Origin of the sequence: Pseudomonas psychrophila HA-4 (assembly GCF_000282975.1) — a bacterium.
Taxonomy (GTDB): Bacteria; Pseudomonadota; Gammaproteobacteria; order Pseudomonadales; family Pseudomonadaceae; genus Aquipseudomonas; species Aquipseudomonas psychrophila_A.
On record NZ_ALJC01000042.1, the window covers coordinates 15,528 to 33,818 of the forward strand.

General features: G+C 57.6%; 13 protein-coding genes. 7 read left to right on the forward strand and 6 right to left on the reverse strand.

Going from position 1 to position 18,291, the window contains the following annotated elements:
- Positions 1-17 precede the first annotated feature (17 nt).
- Complete coding sequence (gene nagZ / locus B347_RS0105500) at positions 18-1,016, forward strand: beta-N-acetylhexosaminidase (protein WP_192812358.1); 999 nt, start codon at positions 18-20, stop codon at positions 1,014-1,016.
- Between the two features lie 25 nt (positions 1,017-1,041).
- Positions 1,042-1,779 carry an S-methyl-5'-thioinosine phosphorylase gene (locus tag B347_RS0105505; protein ID WP_019408705.1) on the forward strand — a complete coding sequence of 246 codons (738 nt, stop codon included), beginning with the start codon at positions 1,042-1,044 and terminating at the stop codon, positions 1,777-1,779.
- A 73-nt stretch (positions 1,780-1,852) separates the two neighbouring features.
- On the opposite strand, the gene B347_RS0105510 is transcribed toward B347_RS0105505, so the two are convergent.
- Together B347_RS0105510 and mfd are read right to left on the reverse strand one after the other, a co-directional pair.
- A complete protein-coding gene (locus B347_RS0105510) occupies positions 1,853-4,555 on the reverse strand; it encodes a DEAD/DEAH box helicase (protein ID WP_019408706.1) in 2,703 nt (900 codons plus the stop codon).
- A gap of 24 nt (positions 4,556-4,579) precedes the next feature.
- The gene (gene mfd, locus B347_RS0105515) at positions 4,580-8,029 is read right to left on the reverse strand and encodes a transcription-repair coupling factor (RefSeq protein WP_019408707.1); all 3,450 of its coding nucleotides are present in this window, start codon (positions 8,027-8,029) and stop codon (positions 4,580-4,582) included.
- Positions 8,030-8,315: 286 nt separating this feature from the next.
- Here mfd and B347_RS0105520 point away from each other — a divergent pair, with 286 nt between their 5' ends.
- The gene (locus tag B347_RS0105520; protein ID WP_026014006.1) at positions 8,316-9,779 is read left to right on the forward strand and encodes a glyceraldehyde-3-phosphate dehydrogenase; all 1,464 of its coding nucleotides are present in this window, start codon (positions 8,316-8,318) and stop codon (positions 9,777-9,779) included.
- Positions 9,780-9,865: 86 nt separating this feature from the next.
- Here the strand turns inward: B347_RS0105520 and B347_RS0105525 are convergent, their stop codons facing one another.
- Together B347_RS0105525 and B347_RS0105530 are read right to left on the reverse strand one after the other, a co-directional pair.
- Positions 9,866-11,149 carry an MFS transporter gene (locus tag B347_RS0105525; protein WP_019408709.1) on the reverse strand — a complete coding sequence of 428 codons (1,284 nt, stop codon included), beginning with the start codon at positions 11,147-11,149 and terminating at the stop codon, positions 9,866-9,868.
- A gap of 155 nt (positions 11,150-11,304) precedes the next feature.
- Positions 11,305-11,868, reverse strand: coding sequence for a chalcone isomerase family protein (locus tag B347_RS0105530; protein WP_019408710.1), 564 nt, complete (start codon positions 11,866-11,868; stop codon positions 11,305-11,307).
- Positions 11,869-12,133: 265 nt separating this feature from the next.
- Here B347_RS0105530 and sthA point away from each other — a divergent pair, with 265 nt between their 5' ends.
- The gene (gene sthA / locus B347_RS0105535) at positions 12,134-13,528 is read left to right on the forward strand and encodes a Si-specific NAD(P)(+) transhydrogenase (protein WP_019408711.1); all 1,395 of its coding nucleotides are present in this window, start codon (positions 12,134-12,136) and stop codon (positions 13,526-13,528) included.
- A 42-nt stretch (positions 13,529-13,570) separates the two neighbouring features.
- On the opposite strand, the gene B347_RS0105540 is transcribed toward sthA, so the two are convergent.
- Together B347_RS0105540 and B347_RS0105545 are read right to left on the reverse strand one after the other, a co-directional pair.
- Positions 13,571-14,293 carry a glycerophosphodiester phosphodiesterase gene (locus tag B347_RS0105540; RefSeq protein WP_019408712.1) on the reverse strand — a complete coding sequence of 241 codons (723 nt, stop codon included), beginning with the start codon at positions 14,291-14,293 and terminating at the stop codon, positions 13,571-13,573.
- Positions 14,294-14,344: 51 nt separating this feature from the next.
- Positions 14,345-14,929 carry a PilZ domain-containing protein gene (locus tag B347_RS0105545; RefSeq protein ID WP_019408713.1) on the reverse strand — a complete coding sequence of 195 codons (585 nt, stop codon included), beginning with the start codon at positions 14,927-14,929 and terminating at the stop codon, positions 14,345-14,347.
- A gap of 94 nt (positions 14,930-15,023) precedes the next feature.
- Between B347_RS0105545 and B347_RS0105550 the strand changes: the two genes are divergently transcribed.
- The 3 genes from B347_RS0105550 (at position 15,024) to B347_RS0105560 (ending at position 18,271) form a co-directional block, all read left to right on the forward strand.
- Entirely contained in the window at positions 15,024-16,274 is a 1,251-nt protein-coding gene (locus B347_RS0105550; RefSeq protein WP_019408714.1) for a lipoprotein-releasing ABC transporter permease subunit, read from the forward strand.
- 7 nt (positions 16,275-16,281) lie between these two features.
- Positions 16,282-16,965, forward strand: coding sequence for a lipoprotein-releasing ABC transporter ATP-binding protein LolD (gene lolD, locus B347_RS0105555; protein ID WP_192812357.1), 684 nt, complete (start codon positions 16,282-16,284; stop codon positions 16,963-16,965).
- Positions 16,966-17,026: 61 nt separating this feature from the next.
- Complete coding sequence (locus B347_RS0105560; RefSeq protein ID WP_019408716.1) at positions 17,027-18,271, forward strand: lipoprotein-releasing ABC transporter permease subunit; 1,245 nt, start codon at positions 17,027-17,029, stop codon at positions 18,269-18,271.
- The last annotated feature ends 20 nt before the right edge of the window (positions 18,272-18,291 follow it).

An 18,291-nucleotide genomic window follows, 5' to 3' on the forward strand; every position in this document is an offset into this window, starting at 1 on the left:
TTTCCATGAGTTCTGCCTTGCAAGGCTCCTTGATGGTGGACGTCGCCGGTACCTGGCTGACGGCTGAAGACCGGCAACTGCTGCGCCAGCCTGAAGTGGGTGGCTTGATCATCTTTGCCCGCAATATTGAGCATCCGCGGCAAGTGCGTGAGTTGAGTGCGTCGATTCGTGCTGTGCGCCCCGACTTGCTGCTGGCAGTCGACCAAGAGGGCGGCCGGGTGCAGCGTCTGCGCCAAGGCTTTGTGCGTCTGCCAGCCATGCGCGCAATTGCCGACAACCCCAACGCTGAGTACCTGGCAGAGCAATGCGGCTGGTTAATGGCCACTGAAGTCTTGGCCGTAGGCCTGGATTTAAGCTTTGCCCCGGTATTGGATCTTGATTACCAGCGCAGCGCTGTGGTGGGCAGTCGTTCTTTTGAAGGCGACCCTGAGCGTGCGGCACTGCTGGCGGGCGCCTTTATTCGCGGGATGAATGCAGCGGGCATGGCTGCAACGGGTAAGCATTTTCCTGGGCATGGGTGGGCAGAGGCTGACTCTCATGTAGCCATTCCTACTGATGAGCGCAGTCTTGAGCAGATCCGTGCCCACGACCTGGTGCCATTTGCCCGTTTGAGCAAGCACTTAGCAGCTGTGATGCCAGCACATGTGATTTACCCGCAAGTCGATAGCCAGCCAGCCGGGTTCTCGCGACGCTGGTTGCAGGATATTTTGCGTGGCGAACTGCAATTTGACGGGGTCATTTTCAGTGATGACCTGTCGATGGCGGGGGCGCACGTTGTGGGCGATGCGGCCAGCCGCATTGAGGCGGCTTTGTCTGCCGGTTGCGACATGGGCCTGGTGTGCAACGACCGTGCCGCCGCCGAGCTTGCGCTCAGCGCAGCGCAGCGTCTTAAGGTCACGCCATCGGCACGTATTGCGCGTATGCGGGCCCAGGCTTGGGCCAGTACTGACTGTCGCCAAAGCCCGCGTTGGCAGGTGGCGATGGGCGCGCTCAAAGATGCTCAATTAATCGATTAACTGACGTTTTAAGAGGCATGGCTCAATGACGGTTTACGCAATTATTGGTGGCACGGGGCTGACTCAACTCGAAGGGTTGACCATCAGCCGCTCGCTGGCCCTCGATACCCCTTACGGTCCGACCTCGGCCGATATTCAGATCGGTGAGTTTGGCGGTCGAGAAGTGTTGTTTCTGGCGCGCCACGGTCATCCGCATCGTGTGCCGCCACACCAAGTCAACTACCGTGCCAACCTATGGGCGTTGAAACAGGCTGGGGCCGAGGCGATTTTGGCGGTGAACGCTGTGGGCGGGATCCACATGGCCATGGGCACCGGGCATTTCTGCGTGCCGCACCAGTTGATCGACTACACCAGTGGTCGTGAGCACACCTATTTCGCCGGTGACCTGGAGCATGTGACCCACATCGACTTCAGCTTTCCCTACACCGAAGCCTTACGTGAAAAGCTGATCAGTGCGCTGGCGGCTGAGGGGGGTTCCTACAGCAGCCACGGCGTATATGCAGCGACTCAAGGCCCGCGCCTTGAGACGGTGGCTGAAATTGCCCGCCTTGAGCGTGATGGTTGCGACATTGTCGGCATGACCGGCATGCCCGAAGCGGCGTTGGCTCGCGAGCTAGACTTGGATTACGCCTGTTTGGCGTTGGTGGTCAACCCGGCAGCGGGCAAGTCCACGGCGATCATCACCATGGCCGAAATCGAGCAGGCACTGCACGATGGCATGGGCAAGGTCAAAGCGACCTTGGCGCGAGTGTTGGCGGGTTAACACACACACACCTTGCCCCGCGATCCTTTTAAAAGATCGAGGGGCAAGCTAGCTTCTATTGATTGGCGCTGTTTTAGCGTTTCTCGACTTTAGGCGGCAGTGGCGCAAACAGCGCATCGATGTCGTCGTCTTGCAGTTTCCAGTCTCCGGCGATTCGGTCGTCTAACACGCCCGCAGCCAAATCCGACTTTTCCTGCTGCAGGTGCTGGATTTTCTCTTCCACGGTGCCGCGCGCAATCATTTTGTACACAAACACCGGTTTTTCCTGGCCAATGCGATAGGCACGGTCGGTGGCCTGATTTTCAGCGGCCGGGTTCCACCACGGGTCGTAATGAATCACCGTGTCGGCTTCGGTCAGGTTTAATCCCACGCCACCCGCCTTGAGGCTGATCAGGAAGATTTGCAGTGTGCCGCTCTGAAAATCTTTAACCGGTGCTCGTCGATCACGGGTTTGCCCGGTAAGCAGCGCGTAACGGACATTGCGCTTTTTCAGTTCCGCTTCGATCAGCCCCAACATCGAGGTGAACTGCGAAAACAGCAGAATGCGTCGACCTTCGGCAAACAGTTCTTCAAGCATCACCATCAGGCTGTCGAGCTTGCCCGAGGTGCTACCTTTTTTCGGCGGGGTGTCGCTGACCAGTCGCAGGTCACAACACACTTGGCGCAGTTTAAGCAACGCTTCCAGGATGATGATCTGGCTACGGCCTACGCCTTTGCGGGTGATTTCGTCGCGGACTTTTTTGTCCATCGCTAAGCGCATGGTTTCGTATACATCGCGCTGCGCTTCGTTGAGATCGACCCAATGGATAATCTCGGTTTTCGGTGGCAACTCGGTGGCCACCTGTTCTTTGGTGCGGCGCAACAGAAAGGGTTTGATGCGCGCATTGAGGTGTTGCAAGCGCTCGTTGTTGCCCTGACGTTCAATCGGCACCCGGTAGTCGCGGTTGAACGCCTTGACGTCGCCCAGCCAGCCGGGCAGCAAGAAGTGAAACAGCGACCACAACTCGCCCAAATGGTTTTCCAGCGGGGTGCCGCTGAGGCACAGGCGCTGACGTGCGCTGAGTTCGCAGGCTGCCTGTGACGCCTTGCTGCCGGGATTCTTGATGTACTGCGCTTCGTCCAGGATCAGCACGTGCAGAGGTAGCTTGGCCAAGTGCTCAATGTCCTTGGGCAGCAGTGCGTAGGTGGTCAGTATCAGGTCGTAGTCGTTGAGGCGTTCAAAGTGTTTTTTACGCGTTGCGCCATACAGCGCCAGCACGTTGAGTTGCGGGGTGAAGTGCGCGGCTTCGTCCAGCCAGTTGGGAATCAGGCTGGTTGGCATCACCACCATGGCCGGGCGGTCTAGCCGACCCGCATTTTTTTCGCACAGAATATGCGCCAGAGTTTGCAGGGTTTTGCCTAGGCCCATGTCGTCCGCAAGAATGCCGCCGACTTCCAGTTGGCGCAGTGACTGCATCCAGCTCAGCCCTTCAAGCTGATAAGGGCGCAGGTTGGCATTCAAGCCTTCTGGGGCTTCGACGCTGAAGTCTTTGATGTCGCGCAAGCGCTGGGCAAAACCGCGAATGTGCTCGCCGCCCTCCCAGCGCAAGGGCAGTGCATCCAGCGCATTGAGGCGTGGTGCATCGGCACTTTTGATTCGCAGCGTGGTGGCGCCCGGTTCGCCTAGATAGAACTCGCCCAGCGTCGCCAGTACCGGCTTCAGACGCCCATACGGCAGGGCCACTTGTAGCGGGCCATGACTGCTGTTCGGCGTGGCCGGGATATTGACCAGAATCAGTTCGTCGTCGCGGCGTTTGGCGAGTTTTTCGGGGCTCAGGATGTCGGTGTGCGAACGCATCAGGTTCAGCAGAATGGGCAGCAAGCTTAGGCGCTGGCCGTTGACGATTATCCCCAGTTCTAGGTCGAACCAGTCGTGTTCGGGGGCTTCGTCGACGTTCGCGTACCAGTCTTCGACCGGGCTCAGGTCAAAGCCGAAGTCCTCGTCAATCTGCAACTCCCAGCCTTGCTCGCGCAAGCCGGGTATCTGGTTCAGGGTGAAATTGAGCCAGGCGCTGTCGTTGACCATCTCAAACAGCTCGCCAGCACTCTCCGGGAGGGCTTTGCTCTGGCGGGTCGCAATTTTAAAGCCCAGCACGCGCAACTGTTCGCGAAAGGCATTTTCAGCCTCGGGGTGGCGCTTGACTCGCAGGGTCTGGTGTTCCTGGCGAATCAGCACGTCGGCATTTTTTTGTCCGCTGACGTACTGCTCCAGGTAGTTGAACGACAGTGCGGCGCGATGTTGGATGTAGCGCTGCATTTTGCCGTTACGCGGTTCAAAGGCGCTGAATTCGGCGCTGGCCAGCCACAGGCGCGGTATCGGTTGCACGTCATCGCTCAACACTTCGGGCAGGTTGTTAGGACGGCGCGAGTCGAGCACAGCCTGGAGTTTTTCCAGAAGCTCGGCGTCCTGGGCGGCAGCGGGGTATTTCAAGGTGTCTTCAATCTTCAGTAATACGGCAGCGGTGTGCTTGCAGTTGGTGCGGACGGGGCAGGTGCAGTTCGCGCTCACCAATAGCAGGGTGCCCTTGGCTGACTCGCGTAGTTGAATGGTCTGACGGTAAACGTTCTCTGCGGAGCCCTGACAGCTAGCGGTAATCAGGCTGTCGCCGATTTGGGCGATCCTGACACGGTTTTCCCGAGCGTAGCGGCGGCCACGCTCCAGGCTTTGCTCTTTGAATCGACTGACCCAAGTCGGTGCGAGCGGCTTGGTCAGTCGGGCGGTCAGGTGCTGAGGCATGGGTGTTTCATTGCGCAGGGCTCATTAGGACGACTTCGGTGTGAGCCGCTCAAACAGCGCCTCAAGGATGTTGAAGCGTTCTTCTGGGCGCTCCATAGGCACCATAAATTTAAACAGGGTGGCGCCTTCGAACTTGTAGCGGTTGGGTTGGCTTTGGATCAGCTTGATCAAAGTCAGCGGGTCAACCGGTGTGTCGGAAGTAAATTCTATTCGCCCGCCCTGTGGCCCCGCATCGACTTTTTTGATGCCCAGTTGTTCGGCCTGCAATTTGAGCAGAGTAATGCGTACCAGGTTTTTGGTGGGCTCTGGGAGCAGACCAAAACGGTCGATCATCTCGACTTGCAAATCCTTGAGGCCGTCTTCATCGCTGGCCGAGGCTATGCGCTTGTAGAGAATCAGGCGGGTGTGCACGTCAGGCAGATAGGCTTCGGGAATCAACGCAGGCACGCGAAGGTTGATCTCTGGCCCGCCACCCAGCGGCTGGTCGAGGTTGGGCTGTTCGCCCTTGCGAATCGACTTCACTGCACGCTCAAGCATTTCCATGTACAGGGTAAAACCGACCGCCTGAATCTGGCCGCTTTGGCCGTCCCCAAGTAGCTCGCCTGCGCCACGGATTTCCAGGTCGTTGGTGGCCAAGACAAACCCGGCACCTAGGTCTTGGGTGTTGGCGATGGCTTCGAGGCGCTTTTGCGCGTCGCCGGTAATTTGCTGGCGCGGTGGCGTCAGCAGGTAGGCGTAAGCCTGGTGGTGGCTACGCCCCACGCGGCCGCGCAGTTGGTGCAGTTGCGCCAGGCCGAACTTGTCGGCGCGCTCGATGATGATGGTGTTGGCGCTCGGCACGTCGATGCCGGTCTCGATGATGGTCGAAGCGATCAGCACGTTAAAGCGCTTGTGATAGAAGTCGCTCATCACCTGTTCGAGTTCGCGTTCGCGCATCTGGCCGTGGCCAATGCCGATTCGCGCTTCGGGCACCAATGCTGCCAGTTCTGCAGCGCATTTCTCGATGGTTTTGACATCGTTATGCAGGTAGTACACCTGGCCGCCACGCAGCAATTCCCGCAGCAGAGCCTCTTTAACCGTGCTGTTGTTTTGCTCCATGACGAAGGTGCGTACTGACAGTCGGCGTGCCGGTGGCGTAGCGATGATCGACAAGTCACGCATACCCGACACCGCCATGTTCAGCGTGCGCGGGATTGGCGTGGCGGTAAGCGTCAGAATATCGACCTCACTGCGCAGCGCCTTAAGCTGTTCTTTCTGGCGAACCCCAAAGCGGTGCTCTTCGTCGATGATCACCAGCCCCAGGTTTTTGATTTTGACGTCGTCTTGCAGCAGCTTGTGGGTGCCGATCACAATGTCGATCTTGCCTTCAGCTAGGTCAGCCACGGCTTGGTTGATTTCTTTTGCCGACTTGAAGCGGCTCATCACCTCAACCCGCACCGGCCAATCGGCAAAACGGTCGCGAAAGCTGTTGTAGTGCTGTTGAGCAAGCAAGGTGGTCGGCACCAGAATCGCCACCTGACGGCCGCCGTGCACGGCAATAAAGGCGGCGCGCATGGCCACTTCAGTTTTGCCGAAGCCCACGTCGCCACACACCAGGCGATCCATCGGCTTGGGCGACAGCATGTCGGCACGCACGGCTTCGATGGTGGTTTGTTGGTCCGGGGTTTCTTCAAACGGGAAGCCGGCGCTGAACGTGGCGTAATCGGCTTTCGGGTCGGCAAATGCATAGCCTTCGCGAGCCGCACGGCGGGCATAGATGTCGAGTAATTCGGCAGCCACATCGCGCACTTGTTCGGCGGCTTTGCGCTTGGCTTTTTGCCAGGTCTCAGAGCCCAAGCGATGCAGTGGCGCCAGTTCGTCATCGCTGCCGGTGTAACGGGCGATCAAATGCAGGTTGGCCACCGGCACGTACAGCTTGGCGCCCTCGGCGTATTCGAGGGTCAGGAACTCGGCGACCTGATTGTCGACTTCCAGCGTGGCCAAGCCTTGATAACGGCCCACGCCGTGGTCGATGTGTACCACGGGCGCGCCTTCGCGCAGTTCGGTGAGGTTTTTGATCACCGCATCGTTGTTAACGTCGGTGCGCTTTTCGCGGCGCCGACGCTGCATCACCCGTTGCCCGAACAGCGGGCTTTCGGCGATCAGCGCCAATGCCGGGTCATCCAGCAACAGGCCTTCATCCAGCGGCGCAATCGTGATCGCCAAACGGTGTTTGCTGGCGACAAAGTCAGGCCAGCTGTCGACGGTTTTCGGGCGCAGTTTCAAGCGTTCGAGCAGTTCGAGCAGTACTTCACGGCGCCCCGCCGACTCGGCGGTGAACAGCACGCGGCCATCAAACTGTTCAAGAAAACCCGACAGTGCGGCCAATGGCTGGTTGGCCTTGGCTTCAATGGCCAGGTTCGGCAGTGGATGGGCCGGGAAGCGTTCGCGACCGCTGCCGGCGTCGATGTCGTCTTGGCTTGCGACCACGCGCGGCCAATTTTTCAGGCGTGCAAAGCAATCATCAACCGGCAGGAACAGTTCGGCCGGGGGCAATAAAGGACGTGATGGATCAATGCGGCGTTCTTCATAGCGGTTACGCACGTCCGACCAGAAATTTTCGGCGGCTTGTTCGATCCCCGGTAGCGAGAACACTTGGGTGTCGCCCGGCAGGTAGTCAAACAGGGTTGAGGTTTCGTCGAAAAACAGCGGCAAGTAGTACTCGATGCCCGCGGGTGTGATTCCGCTGGTCAAGTCCTGAAAGATTGGGCAGCGACGGAAGTCGACATCAAACCGCTCGCGAAAGCGTGCCTTGAAGCGGGTCACGGCGTCCTTTTGCAGCGGGAACTCTCGTGCAGGCAGCAAGCGTACCGATTCGACCTTGTCGATGGAACGCTGGGTTTCTGGGTCGAAAGTGCGCAGGGTTTCGATTTCGTCATCGAACAAGTCGATCCGGTAGGGCAGTTTGCTGCCCATCGGGAACAGGTCGATCAGCGCACCGCGCACTGCAAACTCGCCGTGCTCGTACACCGTGTCGACGCAGCGATAGCCGCTGGCTTCGAGGCGAGTGCGCATCTGTTCCACATCCAGCTTCTGCCCAACATCGAGCACCAGGCTGCTACCCAGCAGGAACTTGGTCGGCGCCAGACGATGTAGGGCGGTAGTGATCGGCACTACCAAAACCCCGTGATCAAGCTCTGGCAGCCGGTACAGGCTGGCGATGCGCTGGGAAATGATGTCTTGGTGCGGCGAGAACAGGTCGTAGGGCAGGGTTTCCCAGTCAGGGAAATGCAGCACCGGCAGTTCGGGGGCGAAAAACCTCAGTTCCTGCTCAAGGCGTTCGGCACTTTGGCTGTCGGCGGTCAGGAGCAGGGTGAAGCGCTTGGCGGCGCTGGCAGCTTCGGCAATGGCGAGGCTCAGGGCGGCACCGGGCAGATTGCTCCAGTGCTGTTTACCTGCCGTAGCAGGAAGTTTGGGTAGACGCAGTACGGGCACGGAAGGTTGAGCTCCAAGCGTTGCGACAAAGTTGGCAATTGTAACGGTCAAGGGGTTGGCTGTCAGTTACCGTCTTTAAGGAGGCGAGTAAATCAGCGCGTCGCGATGAAAAAGAGTGTTTCAAAGGGTGCTGGTGGGCAATTAATCAGGGAGAAAGTCGGTTTGTTAAAAATCTTTTCACCTTAATTTGTTGGAGCTTAATCGTTTCAGTCGTTGTGTGTGACAGGCGTGCATTGCCCATGTCTGGGCGCAGCGGCATAATGTAGCCCCTTTTTTCAGCCCCTACATGTGGAAGGTTCCCGTGACTCAGAAGCCCGACCAGTGTCTTGGTGAATGGATCGACCGTGAAGCACTCGCAGAAGCGATGATTCCGCTTATCGGTCAGCTTTACCGCAATAACAATGTGGTGAGTTCGATCTATGGCCGCAGCCTGATCAACCGTTCAGTCATTGCGATTCTCAAGGCTCACCGCTTTGCCCGCCATCGCCAGTCTGACGACAGCGAGTTGTCCGTACACGAAACGTTCCCGCTGCTTAAAGCGATGAGCGAGCTTAAGCTCGGTGCCGCCTCGGTAGATCTGGGCAAGTTGGCTGTCAAGTTCAAGACTCAAGGCAATGGCCGTACTGCTGAGCAGTTCGTGCGTGAAGAACTGGCCGATGTAGTGGGTCAGCAAAACGCCTCTGCACGCAAAGGCACTGACGTTGTGCTGTACGGCTTCGGTCGTATCGGCCGTCTGCTGGCACGCATCCTGATCGAAAAGACCGGTGGCGGCGACGGCCTGCGTTTGCGTGCCATTGTTGTGCGCAAAGGCGCCGACAACGATCTGGTTAAGCGCGCAAGCCTGCTGCGTCGTGACTCGGTACATGGCCCGTTCGATGGCACCATCGTGATCGATGAAGCCAACAACACCATCACCGCGAACGGCAACTTGATCCAAGTTATCTACGCGAAAAACCCTACCGAGGTGGATTACACCCAGTACGGCATTCAAAACGCGTTGCTGGTGGACAACACCGGTGTATGGCGTGACGCCGATGGCCTAGGCCAGCATTTGGCTTGCCCAGGTATCGACCGCGTTGTTCTGACCGCGCCAGGCAAAGGTAAGCTGAAGAACATCGTTCACGGCATCAACCACGGCGAAATCACCGCAGACGACAAGATCATCTCGGCGGCATCCTGCACCACCAACGCCATTGTGCCGGTGCTCAAGGCTGTTAACGATAAGTTCGGCATCGTCAACGGTCACGTTGAAACCGTTCACTCGTACACTAACGACCAGAACCTGATCGACAACTTCCACAAAGGCGATCGCCGTGGTCGCTCGGCAGCGTTGAACATGGTAATTACCGAAACCGGCGCTGCGACCGCTGCGGCCAAGGCATTGCCTGAGCTAGCTGGCAAGCTGACCGGTAACGCGATCCGCGTTCCAACGCCAAACGTGTCGATGGCTATCCTCAACCTGAACCTTGAGAAGCCGGCTACCCGTGAAGAAATGAACGAGTACTTGCGTCACATGGCGTTGCACTCCGATTTGCACAAGCAAATCGACTTCGTGAGCTCGCAGGAAGTGGTTTCCACTGACTTCGTCGGTTCGCGTCACGCCGGTGTGGTGGATGCTGAAGCGACCATCTGCAATGACAACCGCGTTGTGCTGTACGTGTGGTACGACAACGAATTCGGTTACAGCTGCCAGGTGGTGCGCGTGATGGAAGACATGGCCGGGGTTAACCCGCCAGCGTTTCCACGCTAAGCACTCGCTGCAACTAAAAACGCCCCGACTGGTTCGGGGCGTTTTTTTTGCGGCATTTAAAAGCCCTGTAGAAGCGAGGTTGCCGCTTAAGCTGCTTGCGCTACACGCAACTCATGCTTGTTACCGCGGAACAACACCACGGTCGCAATCAGGCCCAGAACTGCGGCGCCGGTGAGCCACAAACCGGGTGCTGCCTTGTTGTCCAGCACGTGGATAAGGTAAGTGCACGCTGCTGGGGTGAAGCCGCCAAAGGTCGCTGTCGCCAAGCTGTAAGCCAGTGAGAAGCCGGTGGTACGCACTTCAATCGGCATGATCTCGGTTAGGGCAACCACCATGGCGCCGTTGTACGAGCCATACAGGAACGACAACCACAGCTCCACAATCAGCAAGTGACTGAAGCTGGGGTTGGCCACCAGCCATGACAGTGCTGGGTAGGCCGTCAGAATTGCCAGAATGGTCGCCCCGAGCAGCAAGGGTTTGCGACCAACCTTGTCGGACAGTGCGCCCATGACCGGCAGCCAGAAGAAGTTCGACAGACCAATGCACACAGTGACCAACAGCGCTTCTAAGTCGGTTAGGTGCAGTTCTGCCTTGCCGAAGGTCGGGGTGTAGGCGGTGATCAGGTAGAACGACACCGTGGTCATGACGACCAATGCCGTGCCGCCCAGCACCAAGCCAAAGTTCTGGCCTATGGAGGTTACGATTTCACGCAGGGTAGGGTGATGCTTGCGGGCTTCAAACTCAGGTGTTTCTTGCATTGATTTACGAATGACAAAGATCACCGGCACGATCATGCAGCCAATCAAAAACGGAATACGCCAGCCCCAGTCACCCATGTCTTCTGGGCTTAACCAGTGGTTGAGGCCTACGCCGAGCAAACCGGCGAACACCACGGCGGCTTGTTGGCTGGCGGACTGCCAGCTAACGAAGAAACCTTTGCGACCCGGTGTGGCGATTTCCGCCAGGTACACCGATACGCCGCCCAGTTCCACGCCCGCCGAAAAGCCTTGCAGCAAGCGTCCAAGCAATACCAATAGCGGTGCTGCGACGCCCAAGGTGGCGTAACCCGGTACGCAGGCAATCAGCACGGTGCCCATGGCCATCAGTGCGAGGGTGATGATCAAGCCTTTGCGACGGCCATGACGGTCGATGTAGGCGCCCAGAAAAATTGCACCCAGTGGGCGCATCAGGAATCCTGCACCGAAGGTTGCCAAGGCAAGCATGAGGGATGCGAACGCGCTGTCGCTAGGAAAGAAGGTCTTGGCAATGGCCGTGGCGTAAAAGCCAAAGACCATGAAGTCGAACATTTCGAGAAAGTTACCACTGACAACGCGAAAAATCGCCTTGCCTTTGCCCGTACTGGAGGCCATCAGAAATCACCCGCTTTTATCTGTTTTATGCGTAATCCATGTTTTTTACTCGTCCACACTGCAAGATCAAGGCGTACGCCGTTGTGCAAAACAGTTTTGTAACGATATGTGTATCGGTGAGTGTAGGCAACTTCTGTTACGGCTACACCTCGGCGTTATTGCCTTTGGGCTAATAGATCCTGGCGAAGTTTTTCGGGCAACCCTTCGGGTGCGAGCCAGATGCCTAGATAGAGTTTGGCCAGTTCATGATTTTGGCTGTTGTAGATCACCGTGCCATTACGCTCAATGTTCAGACCGCGTTTTGGGTCGTAGTCCAGCGCGTAGCGATCACCGCGCTTAATATCGCCGAAGCTGCTTTGCAGTTTTTTGAGTGCGGCCTGTTGGCTGGCTAGAAAAGCCACAGAGTGTTGGCGTTTTAGAATGGTGGTGCAGGCGTCGGTGATATCGCTGTGGTCCAGATCTCGCAGGTAGAACAATTCCAGACGCAAGTCACGCTGTTCGTTGAAAGCCTGTTGTGGGGTGATGTCGGGCTGGGTGAACAGTGCCGCCGCATAGATATCTGCCCACAAATACGTCAGCACAATCTGGCTTTTGCGCGGCATGACCTGTGAGCCGTCATTCCATTGCACAGGAAAATTCGCTTGCTTGAACAGCGCCGCTTCATCGGCAAGGCTAGTGGCGCTGTACGCCAACAAAAGAACGATCAATATCTGGCGCATGGTGGCGGGCTCTGATCGACAGGTGGTTAAAGGTTATGCCAATTTTGTGAATTGAGTGTGTGGGCTGTTACAAATCTGTGGGCGCTGCCGAGAGTGTCATGTAGTGAATGCAAAATTAGCCTACGACAAGACCAAGGGTTAATGTTCGCGGCGTTCAGGCTTCTATAGACTGTGCCCCACGTTTTGACCCTTCATGACGCTGGCCGCGACATGATTTAGCCGTAGGTGCCCAAAGCGGTGCCACGGCCTGTTCTGAGGAGTACGCATGGCTGTCTACAACTACGATGTAGTGGTACTGGGCTCTGGCCCTGCAGGAGAAGGTGCGGCAATGAACGCCGCAAAAGCAGGGCGCAAGGTGGCAATGGTCGATAGCCGGCGTCTGGTCGGCGGCAACTGCACGCACTTGGGCACGATCCCGTCCAAAGCCTTGCGTCACTCGGTTCGCCAGATCATGCAGTTCAACACCAACCCGATGTTCCGGGCCATTGGTGAGCCGCGCTGGTTCTCGTTCCCGGACGTGCTCAAAAGCGCCGAAAAAGTCATTGCCAAGCAAGTGGCTTCGCGCACCGGTTACTACGCCCGCAACCGCATTGATTTGTTCTTCGGCACCGGCAGTTTCACCGACGAACAAACCATTGAGGTGGTATGCCCTAACGGCGTCGTTGAAACCCTGATGGCCAAGCAAATCATTATCGCCACCGGCTCGCGTCCTTATCGCCCTGCCGACATCGATTTCACGCATTCGCGGATTTACGATAGCGACACCATCCTGAGCCTGGGCCACACCCCACGTAAGTTGATTATTTACGGCGCGGGCGTGATTGGCTGTGAATATGCGTCGATCTTCAGCGGTCTGGGTGTGTTGGTAGAGTTGGTAGACAACCGCGAGCAGTTACTGAGCTTCCTCGACTCCGAAATCTCGCAGGCATTGAGCTACCACTTCAGCAACAACAACATCACCGTTCGTCACACTGAAGAGTACGAGCGCGTTGAAGGCGTTGAAAACGGCGTGATCCTGCACCTCAAGTCTGGCAAGAAGATTAAGGCCGACGCCTTGCTCTGGTGCAACGGCCGTACCGGTAACACCGACCAGTTGGGGCTGGAAAACGTCGGCCTCAAAGCCAACGGCCGTGGTCAGGTGCATGTCGATGAAAACTACCGCACCGATGTACCGAACATTTATGCCGCTGGTGATGTGATCGGTTGGCCAAGCTTGGCCAGTGCCGCCCACGACCAGGGCCGTTCAGCTGCAGGTAGCATTGTCGACAACGGCAGTTGGCGTTTCGTGAATGACGTGCCGACCGGGATTTACACCATTCCGGAAATCAGCTCGATCGGTAAGAACGAGCAAGAACTGACTCAGGCCAAAGTGCCGTATGAAGTGGGCAAGGCGTTCTTCAAGAGCATGGCGCGGGCACAGATTGCCGGCGAGCCTCAGGGCATGCTGAAAATCCTGTTCCACCGTGAAACCCTCGAAGTGCTGGGCGTTCACTGCTTCGGTTATCAGGCCTCAGAGATCGTGCACATTGGTCAGGCGATCATGAACCAGCCTGGCGAACTGAACACGTTGAAATACTTCGTGAACACCACGTTCAACTACCCGACCATGGCCGAAGCCTATCGGGTAGCTGCTTACGATGGTCTAAACCGGCTTTTTTGAGCGGCTCCGGCCGGTGGCCTGAGCCGGCCGGGGAGACCGATTTCAGCTATTCCCGAGGGTGGCAATGGCCAAACCGGGAAAGTCTGTAATCAGGCTGTCGACGCCGAAATCAGCGAGTCTGCGCATCAGCGCAGGTTCGTTGACTGTCCATACCGACACATGCAAACCCTGGCGCTGAGCTTTTTCCAGGCGTTCAGGCGTGCAGAGTGTCCAGTTCAACGCCAAAATCTCGCAACCATAACTCTGGGCGACCTTTAATGGGTCGAGCCATGCGTATTCGGCTACCAGTCCGCGGGACAGGTCTGGGGTTAATTCCTGCGCAGCCCTCAGCACTTCGCGCGAGCTGGAGGTGACGGTCACCTTGTCCGTCAGGCCGTGGCGCACAGCCATTTCGCGAATCGCCAGTACGGTCGTGGCGGCGCGAGTGCGCGATGCGCTTTTAACTTCAAGCTGCCAGTGTTCGAAATCGCACTGTTCAAACAGTTCTTCAAGGCGTGGGATTGGGCACGGATGCACCCAGCCCGGGCCGCCTTTGCGCGCATCAAAGGTCACCAGGTCATCTGCCATCTGTTCGATGACCTTGCCCCGGCGATCAGTGGTGCGCTTTAGCGTCGGGTCGTGAATCACCATCAGCTCGCCATCTTTGGACAAGTGCAGATCGAGTTCGCAGCGACGAACGCCATGTTTGAGGCATTGCTCAAAGCTTGTGAGGGTGTTTTCCGGTGCTTCGCCTTTGGCGCCGCGATGGCCATAAATCAGGGTCACAATTGCTCCTTTTTGCAGCTTCACTGCGTCTACAGAGGTGCCATTGACGGCTTATTCGGTCGTTGGTTCGTCCAATTCGCGGGCTAGGCGTCTTGCCTGAGCTTGTTTCTGCAAAATGTAACGGGCCAACAGTTGGCGTTGAGTCTCGGTCAGCGATTCAAACTCGGTAACAAATTGGTAGTGATCCTCTTGTGCCTGGCACTCGACGACGCGGGCGCGCAGCAGCAACCCAAGGGCTTGCGGCATCAGCACCAGCTTGACGGACAGATGGCTGCCGGGCGGGTAGGCGTGCGGGTGATGAAATTCGATACCGCCTTCAGACAGCTTGACCGGTTGCAGTTCACCAATTTTGCCCAGCACTGTTTGCGCCACGATCTGACTGAGTAGATCGACGCGTTTGTTCAGGGTTTTCAGGTAGCTGGACAGCGTTCGGTCGCGCTCGCTGATCTGTCGCAACAGGTGCTGGGACTCAAATTCGCTGAGGTGCAGTTCACTGAGTAAATTGAACAGTGGCGATGCATCCTGCAACAGTTTGCCGCTCTCGGCCTCCAGGGGCGAAAGCGGGGTTATTTCCAGTGCGATCACATCCTCGATACGGTAGTATTCGCGGCGATTTGCTTCATCTAATGTCGACATGGCGAACCCATGATGGCGGCTGTGGTCAGAGTGTAAAGCTGCTTATCAGGCCCCGCCACAAGGACGCCTTCTTTTCCCTAGAACAAGCCCCGACATGTTCAGACCTCTCTTCGTATTTATTGGCACGCGTTATACCCGTGCAAAGCGCCGCAATCATTTTGTGTCGTTCATTTCTCTGACTTCAATGATCGGACTCGCCCTCGGCGTGGTTGTAATGATTGTTGTGCTCTCGGTAATGAACGGCTTCGATCATGAAATGCGCACCCGCGTGTTGGGCATGGTGCCCCACGCGACTATCGTCGGCGATCAGCCCATCAGTGACTGGCAAGGCTTGGCAACCAAGGTTCAGCAAAACCCGAAAGTAGAGGCCGTCGCGCCGTTTACTCAAATGCAGGGGCTGCTGACCCACGATGGCAATGTGCAGAAAGTGCTGCTCAATGCCATTGATCCGGTGCAGGAACGCAAGGTTTCGATCATCGACCACTTCATGCTTGAGGGTCAGTTGGATTCGCTGACCCCCGGTAGCTTCGGCATCATTATTGGTGACAAGGCCGCCAAGGCGCTCGGCGTGGTGGTGGGTGACAAGCTGACATTTGTTGCGCCGGAAGTCACCGTGACCCCGGCCGGGATGTTCCCGCGCATGAAGCGTTTCACTGTGCAGGGCATCTTCCATGTCGGCGCAGGTGAAATCGACGGCTACCTAGGGCTGACCAACTTGCAGGATCTAGCGCGTTTGCAGCGCTGGAAGCCAGATCAGGTGCAAGGTTTGCGCCTCAAGTTTGACGACCTGTTCCAGGCCCCGCGCACCGCATGGGAAATCGCCCAGCAGTTGGGTGATGGCCAGTATTACGCCCGTGACTGGACCCGTACCCACGGCAACCTGTACCAAGCCATCCGCATGGAAAAAGCCATGATCGGCTTGCTGCTGTTGCTGATTGTTGCTGTGGCAGCGTTCAACATCATTTCCACGCTGGTGATGGTGGTCAATGATAAAAAAGGCGACATCGCGATCCTGCGCACCCTGGGCGCGACGCCGGGCACTATTATGGCGATCTTTATGGTGCAGGGGACTGTCATCGGTGTCGTCGGGACCGCCATTGGCGCGGTGGTCGGGATATTGGCAGCGTTGAATGTCAGCGCTGCAATCTCGGCCCTTGAGGGCCTGATCGGTCATAAGTTTCTCAACGCAGACGTGTACTTCATCGACTACCTGCCGTCGCAATTGCAGGCCCAGGATGTGTTGATGGTGTGCGGCGCAGCGTTGGTTCTGAGTTTCCTTGCGACCTTGTACCCGGCTTGGCGTGCTGCGCGCACCCAGCCTGCGCAGGCGCTTCGTTATGAGTGAGTTGGGCATGAAAGAACAATCAGTATTGAGTTGCCGCAACTTGGGCAAGTCCTACGAAGAAGGCCCGGAGTCGGTGGTGGTGTTGTCGGGCCTGCAATTGGAGCTGCGTCCGGGTGAACGCGTAGCGATTGTCGGGACCTCGGGCTCGGGCAAAAGTACGCTGCTCAACCTCCTGGGCGGCCTAGATACCCCGACCACCGGCAGCGTCTGGTTGGCGGGCGAAGAGTTATCGGCGCTGGGCGAAAAGGCCCGTGGCCTGCTGCGTAATCGCTCGCTGGGCTTTGTTTACCAGTTTCACCACTTATTGCCTGAGTTCACTGCGCTTGAAAACGTGTGCATGCCGCTGCTGATTGGCAAAACCTCGATCCCTGAAGCGCGTGAGCGGGCGACGGCCTTGCTGACCCGCGTCGGCCTGGGCCATCGCCTTGAGCACAAGCCCGCCGAGTTGTCGGGTGGTGAGCGTCAGCGTGTGGCAATTGCCCGCGCACTGGTCAACAACCCAGGGCTGGTGATGCTCGACGAGCCGACCGGCAATCTCGACTCGCACACCGCCCAAGGTATTCAGGACTTGATGTTAGAACTCAGCACTTCGATGCGCACCGCGTTTCTGGTGGTGACTCACGACATGAACCTGGCCCGGCAGATGGATCGCGTGCTGCACCTTCAAGAAGGTCGCCTGACCGCGATTTGATCGGCCAAACCCGGCGCCGTCTGACGGCGTCGGGTCTTTTATTTTTATACGGTGCCCGCGAATGTTCAGACCGTTATCGATTTTCATCGGCACGCGCTATACCCGCGCCAAGCGCCGCAATCGTTTTGTTTCGTTTATCTCCATGACCTCGATGATCGGCCTCGCCCTGGGCGTGCTGGCTATGATCGTAGTGTTGTCGGTGATGAACGGTTTCCAGCGTGAAATGAGTAACCGCATCCTCGGCATGGTGCCGCACGCGACCATCGTGGGCGTCAAGCCGATTGATGACTGGCGCCCGGTGGCCGAAGCCGCGATGAAAAATCCGGAAGTGACGGCCGCCGTGCCGTTTACCGAGATGGACGGCATGCTGTCCTACAAGGGCTCAATGCAGCCAATTCAGATCAGTGGTGTTGATCCAGCATTGGAAGGCCAAGTGTCGATCGTCACCCAGCACATCGTGCAGGGCAAACTTGAAGACCTCAAACCCGGCGAGTTCGGGGTTGTGCTCGGTGACATTACCGCGCGACGTTTTCGCTTGAGCGTGGGCGACAAGATTACCTTGATCGTGCCTGAAGCCAGCACCGCGCCGGGCGGCATTACTCCGCGTTTGCAGCGTTTGAACGTGGTTGGCATCTTCAAGGTCGGGGCCGAGTTGGATGGCTCGATGGGGCTGGTGCACATGGCGGATGCTGCGGCCATCCAGCATTGGCAGCCGAACCAGGTGCAAAGCGTGCGTCTGGCAGTCAAAGACCTGTACGCGGCGCCGCAAGTCTCGCAGCAAATCGCAGCGAACCTAGGGGCGGATTACAAGCCTGACGACTGGACCCACACCCAGGGCAGTTTGTTCAGCGCCATGAAAATGGAAAAAACCATGATTGGCCTGTTGTTGCTGATGATCGTCGCCGTGGCGGCGTTTAACATCATCGCCACCTTGATCATGGTGGTGAACGACAAGGGCGCGGACATCGCGATCTTGCGCACCATCGGCGCAACACCGCGCCAGATCATGGCGATTTTCATGGTGCAAGGTACCGTGATCGGCATTGTCGGTACGTTGATTGGCGGCGTGCTGGGGGTGATTGCGGCGTTGAATGTGAGTGAGTTGGTGGGCTGGATGGAGCGGGTATCCGGGCAGCACATATTCAGCTCGGACGTGTACTTCGTCAGCAACTTGCCGTCAGAGTTGCAAGGTGGCGACGTCGCATTGATCTGCGGCGCGGGGTTTTTGTTGAGCTTTTTGGCGACGCTGTACCCGGCTTACCGCGCAGCCAAAATTGAGCCTGCGCACGCGTTGCGGTATTCCTGATAGCTAAGTCAATTACACCC